The organism is Alteromonas sp. ABH4_456 (assembly GCF_056160645.1).
Genome location: NZ_JBSWXO010000012.1, coordinates 97194 through 116966, shown reverse-complemented (window position 1 = coordinate 116966; position 19773 = coordinate 97194). Strand labels below are relative to the sequence as shown.

18 protein-coding genes are annotated in these 19773 nt (G+C 48.9%); 13 read left to right on the top strand and 5 right to left on the bottom strand.

Annotated features, from left to right (window positions below):
* Nucleotides 1-264 precede the first annotated feature (264 nt).
* Both ACXAG2_RS17130 and ACXAG2_RS17125 read right to left on the bottom strand, forming a co-directional pair.
* Nucleotides 265-636 carry a Na+/H+ antiporter NhaC family protein gene (locus tag ACXAG2_RS17130; RefSeq protein ID WP_474868997.1) on the bottom strand — a complete coding sequence of 124 codons (372 nt, stop codon included), beginning with the start codon at nt 634-636 and terminating at the stop codon, nt 265-267.
* A gap of 5 nt (nt 637-641) precedes the next feature.
* Entirely contained in the window at nt 642-881 is a 240-nt protein-coding gene (locus ACXAG2_RS17125; protein WP_474868995.1) for a hypothetical protein, read from the bottom strand.
* Nucleotides 882-1255: 374 nt separating this feature from the next.
* Between ACXAG2_RS17125 and asd the strand changes: the two genes are divergently transcribed.
* Together asd and ACXAG2_RS17115 are read left to right on the top strand one after the other, a co-directional pair.
* Nucleotides 1256-2377, top strand: coding sequence for an aspartate-semialdehyde dehydrogenase (gene asd / locus ACXAG2_RS17120; RefSeq protein WP_474847392.1), 1122 nt, complete (start codon nt 1256-1258; stop codon nt 2375-2377).
* 203 nt (nt 2378-2580) lie between these two features.
* Nucleotides 2581-3312 (top strand): 3-keto-disaccharide hydrolase, encoded by a 732-nt coding sequence (locus ACXAG2_RS17115; RefSeq protein WP_474868993.1) that lies wholly within the window; start codon nt 2581-2583, stop codon nt 3310-3312.
* Between the two features lie 81 nt (nt 3313-3393).
* On the opposite strand, the gene ACXAG2_RS17110 is transcribed toward ACXAG2_RS17115, so the two are convergent.
* Entirely contained in the window at nt 3394-3636 is a 243-nt protein-coding gene (locus ACXAG2_RS17110) for a TIGR03643 family protein (protein WP_474868990.1), read from the bottom strand.
* A gap of 249 nt (nt 3637-3885) precedes the next feature.
* Here ACXAG2_RS17110 and ACXAG2_RS17105 point away from each other — a divergent pair, with 249 nt between their 5' ends.
* From ACXAG2_RS17105 to ACXAG2_RS17095, 3 genes are all read left to right on the top strand, one after another.
* Nucleotides 3886-4926: a PLP-dependent cysteine synthase family protein gene (locus ACXAG2_RS17105; protein ID WP_474868988.1), complete on the top strand. Its 1041-nt coding sequence runs from the start codon at nt 3886-3888 to the stop codon at nt 4924-4926.
* Between the two features lie 72 nt (nt 4927-4998).
* A complete protein-coding gene (locus ACXAG2_RS17100; protein WP_474868985.1) occupies nt 4999-6201 on the top strand; it encodes a hypothetical protein in 1203 nt (400 codons plus the stop codon).
* On the top strand, nt 6201-6617 hold the full coding sequence (locus ACXAG2_RS17095) for a hypothetical protein (RefSeq protein WP_474868983.1): 417 nt from the start codon (nt 6201-6203) through the stop codon (nt 6615-6617). Before ACXAG2_RS17100 ends, ACXAG2_RS17095 begins: the two co-directional genes overlap by 1 nt.
* Before the next feature lie 12 nt (nt 6618-6629).
* Here ACXAG2_RS17095 and ACXAG2_RS17090 read toward each other — a convergent pair whose 3' ends face one another.
* On the bottom strand, nt 6630-8717 hold the full coding sequence (locus tag ACXAG2_RS17090; RefSeq protein WP_474868980.1) for a putative bifunctional diguanylate cyclase/phosphodiesterase: 2088 nt from the start codon (nt 8715-8717) through the stop codon (nt 6630-6632).
* Between the two features lie 390 nt (nt 8718-9107).
* On the opposite strand from ACXAG2_RS17090, the gene cspE reads away from it, so the two are divergent.
* The 3 genes from cspE to dld all read left to right on the top strand — a co-directional run bounded on the left by cspE (nt 9108) and on the right by dld (nt 12502).
* Nucleotides 9108-9314: a transcription antiterminator/RNA stability regulator CspE gene (gene cspE, locus ACXAG2_RS17085; RefSeq protein WP_303572635.1), complete on the top strand. Its 207-nt coding sequence runs from the start codon at nt 9108-9110 to the stop codon at nt 9312-9314.
* A gap of 87 nt (nt 9315-9401) precedes the next feature.
* Nucleotides 9402-10712, top strand: a complete 1311-nt coding sequence (locus tag ACXAG2_RS17080; protein ID WP_474868978.1) for a DEAD/DEAH box helicase — start codon at nt 9402-9404, stop codon at nt 10710-10712.
* Between the two features lie 56 nt (nt 10713-10768).
* The gene (dld, locus tag ACXAG2_RS17075) at nt 10769-12502 is read left to right on the top strand and encodes a D-lactate dehydrogenase (protein ID WP_474868975.1); all 1734 of its coding nucleotides are present in this window, start codon (nt 10769-10771) and stop codon (nt 12500-12502) included.
* A gap of 27 nt (nt 12503-12529) precedes the next feature.
* Here the strand turns inward: dld and ACXAG2_RS17070 are convergent, their stop codons facing one another.
* A complete protein-coding gene (locus ACXAG2_RS17070; protein WP_474868972.1) occupies nt 12530-13159 on the bottom strand; it encodes a CerR family C-terminal domain-containing protein in 630 nt (209 codons plus the stop codon).
* 120 nt (nt 13160-13279) lie between these two features.
* Here ACXAG2_RS17070 and ACXAG2_RS17065 point away from each other — a divergent pair, with 120 nt between their 5' ends.
* From ACXAG2_RS17065 to ACXAG2_RS17045, 5 genes are read left to right on the top strand one after another with little or no spacing between them, the layout of a single operon-like run.
* Nucleotides 13280-14269 (top strand): HlyD family secretion protein, encoded by a 990-nt coding sequence (locus ACXAG2_RS17065; RefSeq protein ID WP_474868970.1) that lies wholly within the window; start codon nt 13280-13282, stop codon nt 14267-14269.
* 2 nt (nt 14270-14271) lie between these two features.
* Nucleotides 14272-16044, top strand: coding sequence for an ATP-binding cassette domain-containing protein (locus ACXAG2_RS17060; protein ID WP_474868967.1), 1773 nt, complete (start codon nt 14272-14274; stop codon nt 16042-16044).
* Nucleotides 16034-17179 (top strand): ABC transporter permease, encoded by a 1146-nt coding sequence (locus ACXAG2_RS17055; RefSeq protein WP_474868964.1) that lies wholly within the window; start codon nt 16034-16036, stop codon nt 17177-17179. Before ACXAG2_RS17060 ends, ACXAG2_RS17055 begins: the two co-directional genes overlap by 11 nt.
* A gap of 3 nt (nt 17180-17182) precedes the next feature.
* Nucleotides 17183-18301: an ABC transporter permease gene (locus tag ACXAG2_RS17050; protein ID WP_474868962.1), complete on the top strand. Its 1119-nt coding sequence runs from the start codon at nt 17183-17185 to the stop codon at nt 18299-18301.
* Between the two features lie 13 nt (nt 18302-18314).
* Nucleotides 18315-19766, top strand: coding sequence for an efflux transporter outer membrane subunit (locus ACXAG2_RS17045; RefSeq protein WP_474868959.1), 1452 nt, complete (start codon nt 18315-18317; stop codon nt 19764-19766).
* Nucleotides 19767-19773: the final 7 nt, after the last annotated feature.

Sequence of the window (19773 nt, the reverse complement as noted above, 5' to 3'; positions counted from 1 at the left end):
CGGCAGGCGTGAAAACGCCTTGTGATCGCTGTTAACATTTTGTTTTCATTTAGGGCGGGGTTGATCCATATCAATTTAAGACAATAAGAGTCAATATCCGACCTGATCGCTCCTAAGGTCTTATGGACGCATGACCAAAGTCGTAGTTTTTTCCTTTTACCCTTACCGATAGTCCCTGATTTTGTTGTGGATTTAACAATCGCGCAACAATAGTTAAATAGTGGAAATATTCAGATAAGGAGCGTGAACCTGCGATTTTTGTAACTACGGTTCGGTTGTTTTTTGTTCGTTAGTAAAGGTTTTTGCAGGCCGGATGGCGTTGTTGAAATGAAACCAGCCGGTAAAACTGTAGAGAATAGCAATGCCAAGTACCAGCAGGTGATACCATAAATAAGGCAGGTAAGCTGCTGTGGTCACACCCAGGGTAGTGGCCATGAATACCCCTCCGTCTGACCACGGAATCATCGGTGTCACCACCGTTCCGCCGGATTCTGCATTACGGGACAGTACCCGCCGGTCCGTACCCGTCGCATCATAGTTTTTACCGGTAATCGTGCTGGCGGTAATAAGCGATACATAGGCCGCGCCACCCAATATATTGCCAATGATCCCTGCCAGTAGTGTGGATAAACCCAATTTTGTTACGTTATCAGATTCGATGTGGCTTCCATACCCTGAGAGATGCCGGTAAGCAGTCCGTTTTGCATGGATTCATAACTGCGACCGAGCCATTTCCCCAGCCCGAGGGTGGCAAACCAGGCGCCCAGAAGCGCCAGCTGAATAGGAAGCGGAGTGTATTGGGTCATAACAATTATCATCAGAATAATTACGCCGGCGAGTAATCCGACCTGGAGCAGAGAAGGTTGTCTGACTGTTTGCATGATTCTGCATCCTTGTATATGTTCCGTTCCTGCTGATAAAAGCGGGCGCTTTTATTATCTCAGTGGCCGGAGAGGGCAGGTAAGTTAATCTAAATCAATAGGTTATTATTCTTCTGGCTAATTTCTACCCTATCGGAATCAACGATGCAGCGCAATCGCAACATCGCGCAATACTGACTGTTCAACGGAAATTACCCGTCTTGTATGAAAAACAGCTATTGCTGATAACAAATGCTGCTGGCAAAGCCGTGACTTTCTTTATAGACTGCGGCCTTTACAACAGGTTTCCGGTGAATAACGGCAAAAGATAAAGAGCCCGCAAGAGGTTTTGCCGTCAGACAGGCGCCGGGAAGGACACAAGAAGGGTTCAGAGAATGTCTCAAAATAAAGTTGGTTTAGTTGGCTGGCGCGGTATGGTCGGCTCTGTATTAATGCAAAGAATGCAGGAAGAAAACGATTTCTCATTCATTGAGCCAACCTTTTTCACGACCTCTCAAAAAGGGTTACCTGCGCCGGATTTCGCCGGTAAAGATTGCGGTGTACTGGAAGATGCCAATGACATCGAAGCACTGGCAAAGCAGGATATTATTATTACCTGTCAGGGTGGTGATTACACTAAAGAAGTCTATCCGGCCCTGCGCGAAAGCGGCTGGAATGGCTACTGGATCGATGCTGCCTCAGCACTGCGGATGAAAGATGATGCGGTGATCATTTTAGATCCGGTAAACCGTGGCGAAATTGATAAAGGTCTGCAGGGCGGCGTAAAAACCTATGTAGGTGGTAACTGTACAGTATCGCTCATGCTGATGGCGCTGGGTGGTTTGTTTGAAGCCGATCTGGTTGAGTGGGCATCGCCTATGACTTATCAGGCGGCCTCCGGTTCCGGTGCAAAGCACATGCGTGAATTGCTCAGTCAGATGGGCGCTGTGTACGGTAATGTGAAAGCGTTAGTAGACGACCCGTCAACAGCTATTCTCGACATCGACCGTCAGGTCGCTGAATTTATCCGCTCTGATGAAAACCCGACAGATCAGTTCGGTGTGCCACTGGCCGGCAGCCTTATCCCGTATATCGACACACAACTGCCGTCAGGTCAAAGCCGTGAAGAATGGAAAGCGCAGGCTGAAGCCAACAAGATCCTGGGTACTCAGGACTCACCGGTACCGGTAGACGGATTATGTGTTCGTGTTGGTGCAATGCGCTGTCACAGCCAGGCCATTACTCTGAAGCTGAAAAAAGACCTGAGTGTCGAGGAAATCGAAGGTTTACTGGCGAAGCACAATGACTGGGTGAAAGTGATCCCGAATGACCGTGAGATCACCATGCAGGAGCTGACGCCGGCAAAAGTAACCGGCACTTTATCGATTCCTGTAGGTCGTATCCGTAAACTGACAATGGGGCCTGAATACATTTCTGCCTTCACTGTCGGTGATCAGTTATTGTGGGGCGCGGCTGAACCGCTGCGTCGCATGCTGCGGATTATCCTGGACGCATAAGGCGTTAAAAAGCATAAAGCGGAAGGGCGATGTGAAAACATCGCCTTTTTTATTGAGTCCGGAAATCTGCCGCACTGAGTATGGTACCGGAAGAAAAAGGCCGGGAGCCGATGGAAGTAACAAAGATGTTACTATAATGTGTCATTCAGCAGATTAGGGACACACTTATCTGTGAACCTCGGGAATATTGATAAGGATGGTCTGTGAAAATCAATCAACATAAGAAATTGCTGCTGGCAGTGTGTGCATTGTCAGCCTTTAGTGCCGGTTCAATGGCTGCTTCATCTTCATCTCAGCAAAATGTGCTGACCACAACTGAAGTCAAAGAGGGCTGGAAGTTGCTGTTTGACGGCAAGACACTGGATGGATGGCACTTATTTCAACATCCTGATGCTAAGCCTTCATGGATAGTGCAGGACGGCACTATTACTGTCGATCTGCGTACCAGCGGTGTTCAGCATGGCGACCTGACATCAGATGCTGAATTTGAAAACTATGAACTGGCTTTCGAATGGAAAACAACCGTAGATGGTAACAGCGGTGTATTTATTAATGTGCAGGAAAACCCGGAAAATCAGCTTGCCTGGCAAACCGGACCTGAATATCAGCTTCTGGGTCCTGAACATATCGATAATAAAAAGCCGGCTAAAAATCCGGGGTGTCTGTATGGTTATTCCGCACAACTTACACAAACTTCTGTGCATGAGCAGTGGAATCAGTCGGTAATCAAGCAAAATAATGGTGAAGTGGCCTTTTACCTGAATGGCAATTTAACCGCGAAAGTTGACCTTGGCAGTGAAGAATGGAAGGACTGGGTATCTCAGTCCAATTTTAAAAGCTTTGCTGATTTCGGCAAGGCTACCAAAGGGCACATCGTGCTGCAGGAATGGACCTCACCGGTAGCTTTCCGGAATATCAAAATAAAAGAATTGTAAGCTGGCTACAACGAAGCGGAGAAAAGGGCTTCCGGTTCTCAGGCGGCATTATATTTAAGGCCTTTAACGTTTTGAGAGCCATCAGCGTTTGTACTGTGTCGGGCAGTAAGCGCGCTCAATGCCGGGATGACGAAACTTCAGGTGTTTAGTTTGTCTTCCCTGCATACGTTTCCGCCACATGCGGAAGGATGACGGTTTCATCTCCTTTCGCATGAGCTTTATTACTGCAGACTCATTCAGTCCGTAGAGTTTCTCTATTGCTTCAAACGGGGTTCTGTCTTCCCACGCCATTTCTACTACGCGGGACAATTCTGCCGGTGTCATACGAGCTCCTGTTTTACGGGCAGTTAGCATAGCGGATATCAGACAGTACAGAACAAGTCTGCGGTATGGTTTAATGATATTTAATGTCTGGCTCAGCGGTGAGAGTGTTGCTTTGCATTTTTATTCTCCTTGAAGTTCACTGTCTGCAATTATTTTTCTATTTCGCCGGACTTGCAGCCAAAAAATGCGGGAAGATTCCCTGCTGATGCTTTTATACTGACTTCATACAAACAAAAAACGGACCTCACTATGAAAAACTGGGTTGCAGAGGCGATCAGGAAAATTAATGCGGATTTTCAGCGCTCCGCTGATACGCACCTTATTAAGCTCGAAGGACTTAATCTGAAGGGGATTGATATCTATCTGAAAGATGAGAGTACCCATCCCACCGGCAGCTTAAAGCATCGTCTGGCCCGTTCCTTATTTCTCTATGCCCTGTGCAACGGCAAGATTGGTGAAAACACGACTATCGTTGAAGCATCCTCCGGCAGCACAGCTGTATCTGAAGCATATTTTGCCCGTATGCTGGGTATTCCGTTTATCGCGGTAATGCCCCGCAGCACGGCACAAAGCAAAATTAACCTGATCACCCGTTTCGGCGGGCGCTGTCATTTTGTGGAATGTCCCACCCATATGCACGATGAAGCCGTCCGGCTGGCGCAGGAGTGTGACGGATATTTTATGGATCAGTTCATGTTTGCTGAGCGTGCCACAGACTGGCGGGGTAATAACAACATTGCTGAAAGTATTTTCGGGCAGATGTCGGCTGAACCTCACAGCGTGCCCCACACCGTGGTCATGAGCGCCGGTACGGGCGGTACCTCAGCGACTATTGGCCGTTATATCCGCTACAAGGGGCTGGCGACAGAGCTGGTTGTTGTGGATCCTGAACATTCCGTGTTTTACGACAGCTATCAGTCCGGAAACCGCACGTTAACCAGTCAGCGGGGGAGTGCCATTGAAGGTATAGGAAGGCCCAAAGTAGAAGCGTCCTTTCAGCCGGATGTCATCGACAAAATGCTGAAGGTGGAAGACAAAGCCAGTATTGCCACCATTCACTGGCTGGCAGATATTGCCGGGATCCGCGCCGGCGCCTCTACCGGTACTAATTTGTGGGGCGCATTGCAGGTGGCTGAAGGAATGCAATCCCGGGGAGAGCAGGGGGCTATCGTTACATTGATGTGTGACAGTGGTGAGCGTTATCTTGATACTTACCACAATCTGCAGTGGGTAGAGAAAATGTTCGGGGACATCAGCGTTTACACTGAGCAGTTGCAAAAATTTGCATAAACCGGCTGGTAAAAATGACACTTTGAACAATACTCAAAACAGGTATGAGTTTGGATAAAGTGATCTCACAGGTTGAAACAGTCAGGTTTAACAGGTGTCTTCACTGCCGCATTGTTGTTCTCACCCTGCAATAATGCCAGTGACGACTTCCCCGTGGAATTTTCAGGGTTCGCCCGCGTAGTGGCCGGCTATCTGGATACTGATCAGGCTTACTTTGAAGGCTATGAGAATAAAGTCAGTTTCTCAGAGAAGTCATTGCTCGGCTTACAGGCTGATTATGCCCTGACCGGCACGGTATCGGTCTCCGGGCAGGTGCTTCTGCACAGTGATGAAAATCGCGGCTCCGGGCTGGAATGGCTCTACTTAAGCTATGAACCCAACGCAAACTGGCAATTTAAAGCAGGCCGGTTGCGTACACCGTATCTCCAGTATTCTGACGTATTTGACGTGGGATACGCCTATCCCTGGATATCTCCTCCCCGACAGTTGTACGGCAGCTATCTGTTCTTTCCCCGCTACGAAGGAGGGAACGCCCGCTATCAGTTCAACATTGACGATGTCTATATAGGGCTGGAAGGATACTACGGCTCTTTTTCTGATGACATTGAAGCCAGCGGTGAGAGCTTTCACATTGAGGTGAAAGAGATTTACGGCGGTATCGCCGAAATCAGTTACCGGGGCTGGCAACTGCGCGGTGCCACGTTTATTTCCTCCAACGTGGAGGCGGATATTGCCGGTCTGGGAGAATTGACCGGCGGACTGAAAGCCACCGGATTTGATGATTTAGCTGATTATTTTTCATTAACGGGACAGGTGGATGCCTACCTTGTGGGAATAAGCTACGACAGCCTGGACTGGTTTATGTCTGCAGAATATGTAGACGTGGAATCCACCATTAATATTCTGGCCGGTATCGAAAACTACTATGTCACGCTGGGACGCTATTTCGGTGATTACCAGTTACTTGTGACCTACGCCAAATCCAATCAGATCCTCGGGGAACTGAACAACACTATCCCCGTTGGTCTGGATCCTCAGCTTGATATGCTCTACTACGGCGTGGAGCAACTGCAGGCCAGATTTCCCACCGATGTGCTGGATTCTGTTACCCTGACCGGGCGGTGGGACTTCCGCCCGGGCATGGCACTGAAAGCGGAAGTAACGTTTTTAGACGGTGAGCCCGGTAAAACCTCTTTGTTCGAGTTAAAAGCGGGCTCCGAAAACTTTGACCGTCAGGCCGTGTTGTATCAGTTCGGACTGGAGTGGGTATTCTGATGAAGTTGATGAATCTTACTCTCATCCTTGCGCTGTTAATGTCGTCACAGTCTGCAAAAGCCAGTGACGAGATTATCGTGGTAGCGAATCTTGCAGAACCGGCAGGCACCATGCAAAAGCATGAAGTGCGCAATCTGTTTATGGGCGGAGCTTCGTCCGGGCTTGAACCGGTGACACTTGTCCCCGGCGCGCAAACCAGGCTTATCTTTAACGCACGTATTGTGGGCCTCACAGAGTCACGCATTCAGTCATACTGGGCGCAAATGCGGTTCAGCGGCAGAAATAAGGCGCCTGTTCAGGTGCAATCTGTGGATGCCATGATGGAATACTTGCTGGAAAATCAGGGCAGTGTGGGCTATCTCCCTGCAGATGTGACGCTGCCGGAAACACTGACAGTGCTGTATACCTCGGGCTGAAAGGTGGCTTTGCTACATACTATGCTGGCTTTCGAGGGCGGGAAATAACCCGTCCTCTTCATTATTTTCACAAATCGGCTCTGGCCGGCCGTAATAATAGCCTTGTAAAAGGTGACACCCGTGATCTATCAGAAACGTTGCCTGGTCCAGGGTTTCAACGCCTTCGGCGCACACTTTCAGTTTCAGGTGACGTGCCATCTCAAGAATGGTGACGGTGATAAGTTCTGAACGTTGTGAGACACCAATCTGACTGACAAACTGACGGTCGATTTTAAGCGTATCAATGCTGAATTCGGTGAGGTAGCTTAAAGAAGAATACCCTGTACCGAAGTCATCAAGTGCTATTTTGCATCCCAGTGCGCGAAGATCATCAAAAAACGCGTTCCCCGCCTGAAAACTTTTGAGGTAGGCAGATTCCGTAATTTCGAACTCAATGGAGCCAGCCAGTCCGCCAAGCTCTCGTATTTTTTCCAGAACAAAAGTAGTGACCGTTTCGTCCTTTAAATCATTGGCTGACAGGTTCAGGGAAATCGTTGTGGCTTCTCCGTATTGTCTGAGAATGTGTTTTACGTCCTTGCATACCTGCGCCATGACCCAGAGTGTGATGACTGATATTTTATTGCTCTGCTCAGCTATGGGGATAAATTCCGCCGGTGACACCGTGCCAAGGTGAGGGTTATACCAGCGGATCAATGCTTCAAAACCCACCACCTTACTGCTCTGGTCCACTTTAGGTTGATAGACAAGGAAGAATTCATTGTTTTCTATCGCCGTGTGAATACTGGTAGAGATGCGGATCATACGGTGGTTGTCGTCCTGCATCATGCGGGTGAACAGGGTGTACTGACCCCGACCGTTGCGCTTGGAATGATACATGGCAATATCCGCATTGCTCATTAAGATGGTCAGGCTGAAGTCGCAGTCCTTCGCCAGCGCAATACCGATGCTTGCGCCTGTTTCCAGTTTCCATTGATCGACCAGTTGATCACTGCCGATAGCCTCAACCAGCCGTGCAGCTACTTCTTCAACCTGTTCTACCGAACTGCATTCCCCAAGAATAATGACGAATTCGTCGCCGCCAAGCCGGCCGACAACATCATCCAGTCTCAGGCTGTTACTGATCACATCAGCAATTTTACAAAGCAATTTGTCTCCCACATCATGGCCGAAGGAATCGTTCACCATTTTGAACCCGTCGAGATCAAGAAACAGCAGAGCCACATCTTTTTCTTCCCGCTTGGCTCTGGCCAGTTCGATGTTCAGGCACTTCATTAAAAACTGCCGGTTTGGCAATCCGGTCAGCGGGTCGAAATTCGCCAGCTTTTCCATTTGCTCCTGCTGACGGGTAAGTAACTTATTTTTCTGTCGGTTAAGTTCGGTTTGTTTGTTGATGTCTGACATCATGCTGTTAAAGCCGTGGGTGAGGGCTTTGATTTCCGACTTACCTTCAATGCTTACTTCTATGGCGTAATCTTTGGTTTCTTCTACCCGGCGCATCTTCTCGATGAGCTTAAACAATGGTTGCAGGGAACGGCGTTGTAACTCCAGTACAAGAAAAACAGCGGTAAGCAGAATGAAAATAACAAAGGGCACTATGGCAACGATGAACTTTCTCTGGCTGTCTGCAAGTGACTGCTCAATAAGATAGGAAATGGCCAGTTTGCCCTGAGGCAGGGCCGGGTCACCAATTATTTTAACTACGCGGATATGGCTGTCTTCAATATGAAGTCCGTAGTCCAGTTCGTGTAGCCTCACATCTTCGGTAGAGCTTTCATTTCCTGAATGCTGCCTGTGTTTAACAAGTGCAGAGCCGATGTAAGCACTAACTATCTCGCCTTGGGTGTTATAGACGCGGGCAAATTCCACATTGTCATATTCATCTAGACGCAGAAGTACACTGATGAGCGGGAACTCGTCATCTGCGGTCATATGTGGCAGCAAGTCATTCGCCAGGTTCTCAGACAGAGCCTGCAACTCCTGAGAGACAAATTCTTCGTAAAGACCTTCGTAAACACGCAACGACACCCACATCACCAGCGCGCTGATGACGGTAATAGAAATAAGCGTTATAGCCGCAATTTCTGTGCGAAGGCTTTTCAAACATTAACCCCGGATGGCGTGTCGTCTTATATGCTTGGTCTGTTCTGAGTATAGTCACTGATTTATAAAGCGCATTGGTGTTGCTTGTGCAATTTCCTGCATAGCGTTTTTATAATCATAAATATAGTAAATAACAGGCCGGTGAAGATTAAAATTCTGTCATTGAAAACCGGTTAAAAAATAAGCTGGCTATTCTGATAAACAACTGGTAACATCGCCGCGCCTTTTGAAGGTCCTATTCAAACTTGTTAATGCTATTTCTTTATATTCTTTGTAAGTCTTCACAGAATTACTTCCGGAAAACTACTGATCTACGCCTGTTCCAAACCTGAAAGACCTCATACGTAAATAGGCGTATTTAATTTAACTTATTATTTTTTGGAGTAATTTATGTCTCAGGTAACTGGTACAGTAAAATGGTTTGACGAAGCTAAAGGTTTCGGTTTTATTTCTCAGGAAGGCGGCAAAGACGTTTTCGTACACTTCCGTGCGATCAAATCTGACGGTTTCCGTTCTTTAAGCGAAGGTCAAAACGTTCAGTTCACTGTTGAACAAGGTAACAAAGGCCCACAGGCTGCTGACGTAGTAGTACTGTAAGCAAACGCTTAATCCTATTTATAACGGGCGCTCACAGGTAGCGCCCGTTTTTTCTGTAAGTCATTTTTTCCATTCTTTGAGGTTTTCATGCAGTTTTCTGAACTGGGCTTAAGTGCACCGTTATTAAAAGCGGTTTCCGCACTTGGGTTTGCGTCTCCGTCTCCTATTCAAAGCCAGGCTATTCCGGTCATTCTGTCCGGTAAAGATGTACTGGCTGCCGCGCAAACCGGTACAGGTAAAACAGCAGGCTTTGCACTGCCGATAATGGAAAAACTGTCTTCAGGACAAAAGCCACGGGGTAACAATGTCAGAGCGTTGATTCTGACACCGACGCGGGAATTAGCCGCACAGGTAGAAGACAATATCCGTGGCTTTAATGAATTTTTGAATTTAAAGACCACCGTGGTATTTGGCGGAGTCGGTATCAACCCGCAAATGAAACGCTTGCGTGGCGGTACTGATATTCTGGTGGCTACGCCGGGACGTCTGTTAGATTTGTACCAGCAAAATGCGGCGAAGTTTGATCAGCTTGAAGTACTTGTGCTTGATGAAGCCGACCGCATGCTGGATATGGGTTTTATTCACGACATCAAACGTGTGCTGAAGCTGTTGCCGGCTAAACGTCAGAACCTGCTTTTCTCCGCAACGTTTTCACCTACCGTAACAGCCCTGGCAGAATCGATCACCCAGTCAGCGGTTAAGATTTCCGTTGCGCCACCAAACACCACTGTTGAAGAGGTTCAGCAGATCCTGGTCAATGTGGATAAATCGAAGAAGGTTGGTGCGCTGACAGCGTTGATTAAGCAGCAGAAATGGCGTCAGACACTGGTGTTTTCCCGTACCAAGCATGGTGCTAACCGGATTGCTACCCGTCTGACCAATTCCGGTATTCCAAGCGCTGCCATTCACGGTAACAAAAGCCAGGGCGCCCGAACCCGTGCACTGAGCGAGTTTAAAGACGGCACAGTCAATGTGCTGGTGGCAACAGATATCGCCGCACGTGGTATTGATATTGCCCAGTTACCGGTGGTGGTGAACCTGGATTTACCCAATACCGCAGCGGATTATGTGCACCGTATTGGCCGGACAGGCCGTGCCGGTGCCAGTGGTCAGGCATGGTCACTGGTCAGTGCTGATGAATTACAACAACTTAAGGATATTGAAACCCTTATCCAGAAGTTGCTGCCACGGGAAACCTTAAGCGGATTTGAGCCTGATCTTAAGTTAGCAGAGACTACCTTGTCAGCGCCCAAAAAACCTAAGAAGCCGAAGAAGCCCAAACAGCAAAAAGAGGCAAATGCCGGGGATAAAAAGCCGCAACTAAAGGCTTCGCCATCCCGCCGCAGGCCAGCCCGCAGAAAGCCTGCGAGGGCGTCAACGGGTTCGCACGCTTCTTAATTTAGTGTATAGTGCGTGGCCTGAAATTTCGTCAGTACAACCTGCCAGAGAGACCTATGAGCGGACAAACCGATACACAGTCTTTGATTTCCTCGTTAGGCGACGTCGTTGGACAAGCCCACTTACTTACCGATAAAGAAAAGAAACAGCCTTATTGTAAAGGGTTCCGGTTCGGTTCCGGTGAAGCGCTGGCCGTGGTCCGCCCGGCAACATTAGTGGAAATCTGGCGGGTACTGACATTATGTGTGGAAGCGGATGTGGCCGTTATCATGCAGGCTGCCAACACCGGTTTAACCGGCGGGTCAACGCCGGATGGTAAAGATTACGACCGTCCGCTGGTGATCATCAGCACCATGCGTATTGATGATATACAGCTGATTGACGAAGGTAAGCAAATTGTCGGTCTGGCGGGCAGCACACTGTTTGGTCTGGAAGAAAAGCTCGCGCCATATGGCCGTGAGCCTCATTCTGTGATTGGCTCGTCCTGTATCGGCGCATCTATTGTCGGCGGGATTTGCAATAACTCCGGCGGTGCGCTGGTTAAACGTGGCCCGGCGTATACAGAAATGTCCCTGTTTGCCCAAATTGATGAAAATGGCAAGCTGTCGCTGGTGAATAATCTGGGCATTCATCTGGGTGACTCTCCGGAGGAAATTCTTACCAATCTGCAACAGCAAAACTACGCCGCAGACGATGTGGCTTTCCCTGAGCTGAGAGCATCAGACAACGAATACGATGAGCGTGTGCGGGATGTTAATTCAGATACCCCTTCACGGTTTAACAATGACGGCCGCCGCTTACATGAAGCCAGTGGCTGTGCGGGTAAACTGGCGGTATTCGCTGTACGCCTTGATACCTTTCCGATTCCGGAGAAAAAGCAGGTGTTCTATGTGGGCTCTAATGATGCCGCTATGTTCACTCAAATTCGCCGGGATATTCTTTCTACGTTTAAAAACCTGCCGGACTCCGGTGAATATCTGCACCGCGACTGCTACGACGTATCGAAGAAGTACGGAAAAGATATGTTTATCGTCATCAGCAAACTGGGGGCGAAATTTATCCCCAAGCTGTTTGCCTTTAAACGTAAGTTTGATGCCTTCACTGACAAACTGGGCTTTTTGCCAAACAAAATGTCAGACCGCACCATGCAGTACTTAAGTTATCTGTTTCCCGGCCATTTGCCAGCCCGCATGGAAGTGTATCGTGATAAGTACCAGCATCACTGGATTTTAGAAATGAGTAACGACGGGGTAGATGAAGCCCGTGCGTATCTGGATAATTTCTTTAAAACCCATGATGGCAGCTACTTCGAATGTACCGAAGAAGAAGCGGATAAAGCGATTCTGCACCGGTTTGTTGCCGGTGGTGCTATCGGCCGCTACCACATTATGAATAGTAAAAATGTGGGGGCGATGATGACTATCGATGTGGCGTTACGCCGTAACGATCCCGACTGGTTTGAAGAGCTGCCGGCAGAAATCGATGAGCAGGTTGATACTAAACTCTACTACGGCCACCTGTTTTGCCACGTTATGCACCAGAACTACGTGTTAAAGAAAGGCGCGGATGCAAAAGTGCTGAAAAACAAAATATTGCAGACCTTCGATGCCCGGAATGCTGAGTACCCCGCAGAGCATAACGTGGGCCATGAGTATTTTGCCAAAGACGCGCTGAAGTCGTTCTATCGCAAGCTCGACCCGACCAACAGCTTTAACCCGGGCATTGGTAAAACCACCAAATTGAAAAATTGGGCTGAGCATAACGACAGCTGTTGTGGTGGCCACGATTGATGTGCCCAACCCCGGCGGACCTGTGTGCTATTTAGCAGGATACTGATTTCTCACCAGACCTTTAATATAAGCGACAAGTTCGCTTTGCGGGCGTGAAAAGATAGGCTGGATCGGTGTGGGTAGCTCCGGGTTAACTATCATCAGCATCATGCAAGGTGCCAATAATGTGAATAAGGCGTAGATTGGGGTAACGTCATCGTCGGGTGCGTTAAAATCGCTCGCTTCCATCACCATCTTCTTGATGATGCTCGCTCTTGTGTGAGCTTCGTTTACTAACACGGTATTAATCATGGGGGACGGCGTGACAATTTCCCGCGCCCACACTTTTCCGTGCCAGCTTCGCTCTTCCAGTATGTTGGCCACCACATGCTCAATGAGTTCGTCCAGCTTGTCTTGCGCTGTTGCGTGACTATCATCTAATGCCCGCAAAAAATCCAGGTGCAGGAAATGTTCTATCGCCGCAGAAAATACCTGCTCATACAGCCCATCTTTACCATTAAAATGATAATTGATTGCCGCGGCATTCACGCCGGCTGCACTGCAAATATCCTTGGCTGACGTGTTGTGATACCCCCTTTGAGCAAATAATTCGGCGGCAGCAGCGAAGATGCGCTTTTTCGTTTCTTCGCCATCGGCACGGCCTTTTCGGTTGTGCATTTATGTCATCACTCGATAGCTTGTGTAAATTATCAGGCACTTTACCGCTGAATTAGTTGAAATTCAAATTTGAATTTCATATTGTGTTATACGTTGATGCTTACACAAGTGAATCCCTCTATGAACAAAAAGCTCGCTGTACTCATTGTCGTCGCGGTAGCGGCGGCAGTTTCCGTCTATGTATTTTGGCCAGAACGCGCGGCTGAACAAACAAAACTGTTCGGGAATGTTGATATCCGTCAGGTGTCTTTATCGTTCACCCAGTCCGAGCGGGTAACAGCAGTAAATGTTGAAGAGGGGGATGTTGTTAAAGCGGGTCAGGTTATTGCCAGGCTGGATGACACCCTGCCAAACCTTGAGTTAACGCAGGCCAATGCGCAAATTGCCGCACAGGAAGCGTTAGTGGCAAAGTTGCAGGCGGGTTCCAGACCCCAGGAGATTGCGCAGGCAAAAGCGGTGGTGGTGCAGCAACAAGCGAATGTGGATATTGCATCAGCCCGGCTTAAAAGGTTGCAATCGGTTGACAGCAAAACACAGGGAAAGGGCGTAAGCCAACAGGATATTGATGAAGCGGGGGATCAGGTAGTTGCGCTGCAGGCAACACTTGCACAGGGGAAGGCCAGTTTAGCGCTAGTTGAAGAGGGTCCCAGAAAAGAAGACATAGATCAGGCCAGAGCACAGTTACAAGTGCTGGCTTCACAACAAGCCTTACTGGCTGAACAGGTTAGCCGCACTGTGTTACTCGCCCCCAGTGATGGTGAAGTGCGGGCAAGACTGATGGAGCCCGGCGACCTTGCCACCCCTCAGCGGCCGGTTATCACGTTGGCGTTAACGTCACCCAAGTGGATACGGGTTTATATTAATGAAACCCAACTGGCCACCACCAGGGTAGGTGAAGCCGTTGATGTTCATGTTGACGGGCTGAATAAAACTATCAAAGGCACTATCAGCTTTATTTCTTCTGTCGCTGAATTTACGCCGAAAAATGTGCAAACAGAGGATTTGCGCACCTCACTGGTTTATGAGGTTCGGGTCAGGGTTGATGATGCTGACAATACCCTTAAGTTGGGGATGCCTGCCACTGTGATGCTCGTTAACAACGGACGCTAATCATGAGTGAACCGGTGGTGAGTGCCAGCGCGCTGGTTAAACAATTCAACGGAGACGGTCAGCAAACCGTAGCCCTCAAACAGATAGATTTCGAAGCAAAGAAAGGGGAACTCACCGCTCTGGTGGGGCCCGACGGTGCAGGAAAAACCACGCTGCTGCGCCTGGTCGCAGGGTTGATGGTTCCGTCTTATGGCAGCTTACGTGTACTTGGCTATAACACGGCGACAGACGCACAACAGGTGCAAAATTTAATTAGCTACATGCCCCAGCGATTTGGTTTGTATGAAGATTTAAGCGTACAGGAAAATCTGGATTTGTACGCAGACTTACATGGCGTGGATAAAGCTACCCGGAAAGAGCGGTATGAGCGCCTGTTGAACATGACAAATCTCTCTGCTTTCACCTCAAGGCCGGCGGGAAACTTATCGGGCGGTATGAAACAAAAACTCGGTCTGGCCTGCACGCTGGTGCGCTCGCCCGCGCTTTTACTACTTGACGAGCCCACTGTTGGCGTTGACCCCCTGTCACGGCAAGAATTGTGGAAAATTATCAGCCAACTGGTGGAAGATGAGTCGCTCACCGTGATGGTCAGTACCTCTTACTTAGATGAAGCAGAGCGGTGTCATCAGGTGTACTTGCTTAATGAAGGAAACATTCTGGCTAAAGGTGCGCCAGATACGTTGAAGCAGGATGCACAGGATCGCTGTTTCGTGGTGACCCCTTCCTCAAACCAAAAGCCCAGAGATTTACAAAGCGCACTGCTTGATAACGAAGAAGACGTGGTAGACGCCGTGCCTCAAGGGGGGCGGGTACGCTGCGTGTTACATCAAGATAAAGACATAAAAGCCATCGTGCATCAGGTAAAGGCCGCGCAGTCTGAATCTGTGCCTCCCCGCCTGGAAGATGCGTTTATGATGCATTTGAAGACCCATATCAAACCCGCCGCAGTGGATGTATCCTCATTGGCGCAGCAAAACCAACATACCGGGCAATCTCAAACGCGCGGTAAGCCTGTCGTGTCTGTTAATGAGCTGGTTAAACAGTTTGGTGACTTTACGGCAGTTGCCAAAACGTCTTTTGAAGTTTATCCCGGTGATATCTTTGGCTTATTAGGACCAAACGGTGCGGGAAAAACAACAACCTTTCGGATGCTTTGCGGATTGTTACCCGCCACATCAGGCACGCTGGACGTCGCAGGAAAAAACTTACGAACTGCCGCCGCTGGCGCACGTTCCCGCATTGGTTATGTGTCACAGAAATTCGCGTTGTATGGCAATTTAACCGTGTATGAAAACCTGCGCTTCTTCGCGGGTGCATACGGACTGTGGGGAAAGCAGCGAAAACAAGCCATTGACCGGGTGATTTCTCAATTTGATTTAGCCTCTCATGTGCAGCAAAAAAGTGCATCATTACCCGGAGGTTACAAACAGCGGTTAGCCATGGCAGCCAGCCTTATGCACCAGCCCGAGATATTGTTTCTCGATGAGCCAACCAGCGGAGCGGACCCGTTAGCTCGCCGGGCTTTTTGGCGTCGTATTACGGCACTGTCAAAAACCGGCACAGCTATCATCATTACCACCCACTTTATGGAAGAGGCTGAATACTGCGACAAGATTTTGATTCAGGATGCAGGTAAAAAGCTCGCCATGGGCTCGCCTGAGGAGATACGGGTTGGCATAGACGGCGATTCGGCAATGAGCATGGAAGAGACATTCATCAGTATCATTGCGCAAAGTCGACAAAAACGAGACGGGGAGGTCGCTGATGTCAAGTGAGTCCCGTCCTGTTCGCGCCTTTGCTATTCGCTTGTGGGCATTGGTAAAAAAGGAAACCCGGCAATTACTACGTGATAAAAGTAATCTACTGATTGGTATTGGCTTACCCATCGCGCTCATTTTTATTTTTGGCTTTGGCGTTACGCTGGATGTGAAAGATATTCGTTTAGCCGTGGTGACTACCCGGCCTGCGCCAGAGACAAATGATTTCGTTTCAACGATAAGGCTGTCGCCTTATTTCATACCCAGTGAGATGACCTCCTTGAAACAGGCTGAAAAGGCGTTGCGCGCGCGGGACGTTGAAGCAATTGCCATTCTCGATGACACTTTCGCCAGCAAATTAAAAACCGGAAATGCAGACATTCAACTTATCGTGCTGGGCAGCGATGCAACGCGGGCCTCTTCGATAAGTAGCTATTTCTCAACGCTCACCGGTGTGTGGGCGTCAAAGCAGCAAGACCGCCTCGGAGCAAACGCGCATCAATCCGGAGGCGTGGCTGTTGTTCCAAGGCTTTGGTTTAACGATGCCAACACCAGCACATGGTTTATTGTGCCCGGGCTTATCGTACTTATCATGACATTGGTGGGCACGTTTCTCACCGCGCTCGTCATGGCCCGCGAGTGGGAGCGGGGCACACTGGAAGCACTTTTTGTTACCCCGGTCCGGCCTGCCGAAATCATTCTGGCTAAAATAATTCCCTATTTTGGTGTCGGAATCATCGGCCTGGTGTTGTGTGTGCTGGCGTCGACTTTTCTTTTTCATGTCCCCATTCAGGGGGCGTTTTGGGTATTGGTATCTGGGTCGGTGATATACATGCTGGTGGCATTAGCAATCGGGCTACTTATTTCGGCACTGACGCGCAACCAGTTTCTGGCAAGTCAGATTGCCATCCTTACCAGCTTCCTGCCCGCAATGATGCTTTCCGGTTTTATTTTCGATTTAGGTAATTTGCCCGCCGGCGTACATGTTATTGGTAGTTTGCTGCCCGCTACGTACTTTATTGAACTGCTGCGAACGGTGTTTCTGGCCGGTAATTTCTGGCCCGTAATTATTAAAGATTTGGGGCTGCTCACAGTGTACGCCGTGGTGTTACTCAGTCTCGCCCGTTTTCTCACTAAAAAGACACTGGATTAAACTATGGGAAGTGTCCGTCGCTATTTTTTTCTTATCTTTAATTTGTGTCAGAAAGAATTTCTTTCTGTTTTAAAAGATCCCTCAAGCCGTGTCATTTTGATTATGCCAATCATTATGCAAACACTGCTGTTTGGCTATGCCGCCACATTTGATTTGAAAGAGGTGCCTTATGCCGTGCTCGATCAAAGTGACAGTCAGGCCAGCCATGAGGTACTGCAGAAACTGCGAGGTGCCGGTCTGTTCAATCAGGTGGCTACGCTGTCGGGAAGTACGGAAATTGCTGACATTGTCGGTAATCAAAAAGCGCTGATGGTGGTGTATTTTCCTGCTGACTTTGAAGACAAATTATCCCGCGGGGAAAGTAGCCAGATACAGCTCATTGTTGATGGCCGGAATTCTGCAACAGCTAACGCGGTCTTGGGCAGCTTTAACGCCATTACCATGTCTTATAATGCGGAAAAAGATCTCGGCGCACAGCTGCCAGTGCAGGTGAAAACCCGCGCATGGTTTAACCCGAATATGGAAACGCGCTGGCTAATTTTGCCGGGAATGATTGCCGCGCTGAGCATGATTCAAACCATGATGCTCACCGCGCTTTCCGTTGCCAGGGAGCGTGAGCAGGGCACATTTGATCAGTTACTTGTGACACCCAGTTTGCCTTCGCAAATCTTAATCAGCAAAGCGCTGCCGTCGGTGTGTATAGGGCTTATTCAATCTTCGCTGGTGTTGCTTATCAGCCGGTACTGGTTTGAGATCCCCTTTCAGGGGGCGTTACCGACGCTCTATACAGGATTATTTTTATTTACACTGGCAAGTGTGGGGATCGGTCTGTCTATCTCTGCTGTTTCTCTGAATATGCAGCAAGCCATGCTGTATACCTTCGTTTTACTCATGCCGCTCATGCTGTTGTCGGGCTTTGCCACACCGCTGACCAACATGCCTGAATTGATGCAGGATATTACGTACATCAATCCACTGCGTTTTTCGGTCGATATTGTCAGGCGTGTTTATCTTGAAGGGGCAACGTTTGCTGACGTTTATCAGGAGATGATCCCACTGGTTATTATTGCCACCATTACCCTGCCGGTAGCCAGCTGGCTTTTCAGGCACAGGACTTCATAAGGACATTCATCACATGAAAGTTTCGCTTATTTCTCTAACGCTCATCACTGTACTTGCCATGACAGGATGCACGAAATTGGGGCCTGAGTATGAAAAACCTGAGGTGGCAATACCTTTGAGCTGGCCGACTTTGCAAGGCATGGATGGTCAAACACAAAACCAAACCGTGTCGCGTTGGCTAAACGACGATAAGACGCTGATGACGCTTTACAGTATGTTAGAAAAGCATAATCAGAGCTTGCAGGTGGCTGCGCTGAATTTTGCCAGCAGCCGTGTTTACCGGCAGGTAGCCGGAAGCGGTGGCGAGCCGGAGGCAGGCTTTTCAGGCAGTGTAAAAAGGCAGCGGTTGAGTGAAGACGGCAGTATGACACGGTTTATCAAGTTGTCGGCCACCGGAGAGCAACAGGATGCCCTGATAGATGCCTTGGCATCACCTTTTACCGTTTACTCAACGGGCTTTGATGCCAGTTGGGAACCTGACCTGTGGGGAAAAGTAGCTAATCAGATTGATGCAGCAGATGCTCAGCAAACACTGGCAGAAAGTGAACTGGCTGATTTACGTTTGTCGTTAACAACGGAATTAATGCGCCGGTATGTACAATACCGTGCCCAGCAAGCTGTGTTGACGTTGCAACAACAAAAACTGGCAAACCTGCATACTCAATTGTCTATAGAAGAGGCCCGGATTGCTGCAGGGCTTGGCGATGAATCAGAACGTTTGGCGTTACAAGCACAAATTCATCAATTTAACGGTACGCTGGATGGTCAGCGCAGTGAAGTACATGTGTTAGCCAATCAGCTTTCGCTGCTGGTGGGCGCACAACCGGGTTCTTTGACACCTTTATTGGAAGCGCCACATGATGCGTTTCATGAGTATGTACTCTCTACGCTCAACGTACCTTCCAGTGTGTTAGGCCAGCGCCCGGACATTCGCGCCGCAGAAGCTAAAGTAAGAGCGGCGACCGCAGACATAGGTATTGCAGAAGCGGCGCTGTACCCACAATTCCAGTTAAAAGGTAATGTGGGCATTGAAGCACTAAGCAGCAGTGCGGTATCCGACTGGTCATCACGAACCTGGCAAATTGGCCCGGGTTTTTATTTACCACTTTTCAACAGGAACCAACTTCATCGTCAGGTTGAGATCACATCAATTACGCAACAGCAAACCATTGTGCAATACCAACAGCAAGTATTATCGGCATGGACAGAAGTAGACAGTGCCATTGAGCAGGCTAACAGCGCCGGAAGACAACTGGAGGAAAGTCAGCAAGCGCTGTCTAACATCACTCAAAGACTTTCACTGACTAAAACAGACGCAGAAGCCGGCCTGACAAGTGAATTGCCTGTTCTGATGGCGCAACGACAATGGTTAGATGCTAAGGTTGGTCACATTCAATCTCAGTTGAATGTGACCTTAAGCCAGCTTAGCGTGTACAAAGCGACGGGAGGCCCGGGCATGCATTAGTGCAACG

What these genes read in the sequence shown, in the direction of transcription:
- ACXAG2_RS17065 (WP_474868970.1), top strand. Translation starts at nt 13,280, where the DNA reads ATGAACAAAAAGCTCGCTGTACTCATTGTCGTCGCGGTAGCGGCGGCA.
- ACXAG2_RS17095 (WP_474868983.1), top strand. Translation starts at nt 6,201, where the DNA reads ATGAAGTTGATGAATCTTACTCTCATCCTTGCGCTGTTAATGTCGTCA.
- ACXAG2_RS17105 (WP_474868988.1), top strand. Translation starts at nt 3,886, where the DNA reads ATGAAAAACTGGGTTGCAGAGGCGATCAGGAAAATTAATGCGGATTTT.
- ACXAG2_RS17045 (WP_474868959.1), top strand. Translation starts at nt 18,315, where the DNA reads ATGAAAGTTTCGCTTATTTCTCTAACGCTCATCACTGTACTTGCCATG.
- asd (WP_474847392.1), top strand. Translation starts at nt 1,256, where the DNA reads ATGTCTCAAAATAAAGTTGGTTTAGTTGGCTGGCGCGGTATGGTCGGC.
- ACXAG2_RS17080 (WP_474868978.1), top strand. Translation starts at nt 9,402, where the DNA reads ATGCAGTTTTCTGAACTGGGCTTAAGTGCACCGTTATTAAAAGCGGTT.
- dld (WP_474868975.1), top strand. Translation starts at nt 10,769, where the DNA reads ATGAGCGGACAAACCGATACACAGTCTTTGATTTCCTCGTTAGGCGAC.
- ACXAG2_RS17125 (WP_474868995.1), bottom strand. Translation starts at nt 881, where the DNA reads ATGCAAACAGTCAGACAACCTTCTCTGCTCCAGGTCGGATTACTCGCC.
- ACXAG2_RS17110 (WP_474868990.1), bottom strand. Translation starts at nt 3,636, where the DNA reads ATGACACCGGCAGAATTGTCCCGCGTAGTAGAAATGGCGTGGGAAGAC.
- ACXAG2_RS17055 (WP_474868964.1), top strand. Translation starts at nt 16,034, where the DNA reads ATGTCAAGTGAGTCCCGTCCTGTTCGCGCCTTTGCTATTCGCTTGTGG.
- ACXAG2_RS17050 (WP_474868962.1), top strand. Translation starts at nt 17,183, where the DNA reads ATGGGAAGTGTCCGTCGCTATTTTTTTCTTATCTTTAATTTGTGTCAG.
- ACXAG2_RS17070 (WP_474868972.1), bottom strand. Translation starts at nt 13,159, where the DNA reads ATGCACAACCGAAAAGGCCGTGCCGATGGCGAAGAAACGAAAAAGCGC.
- cspE (WP_303572635.1), top strand. Translation starts at nt 9,108, where the DNA reads ATGTCTCAGGTAACTGGTACAGTAAAATGGTTTGACGAAGCTAAAGGT.
- ACXAG2_RS17060 (WP_474868967.1), top strand. Translation starts at nt 14,272, where the DNA reads ATGAGTGAACCGGTGGTGAGTGCCAGCGCGCTGGTTAAACAATTCAAC.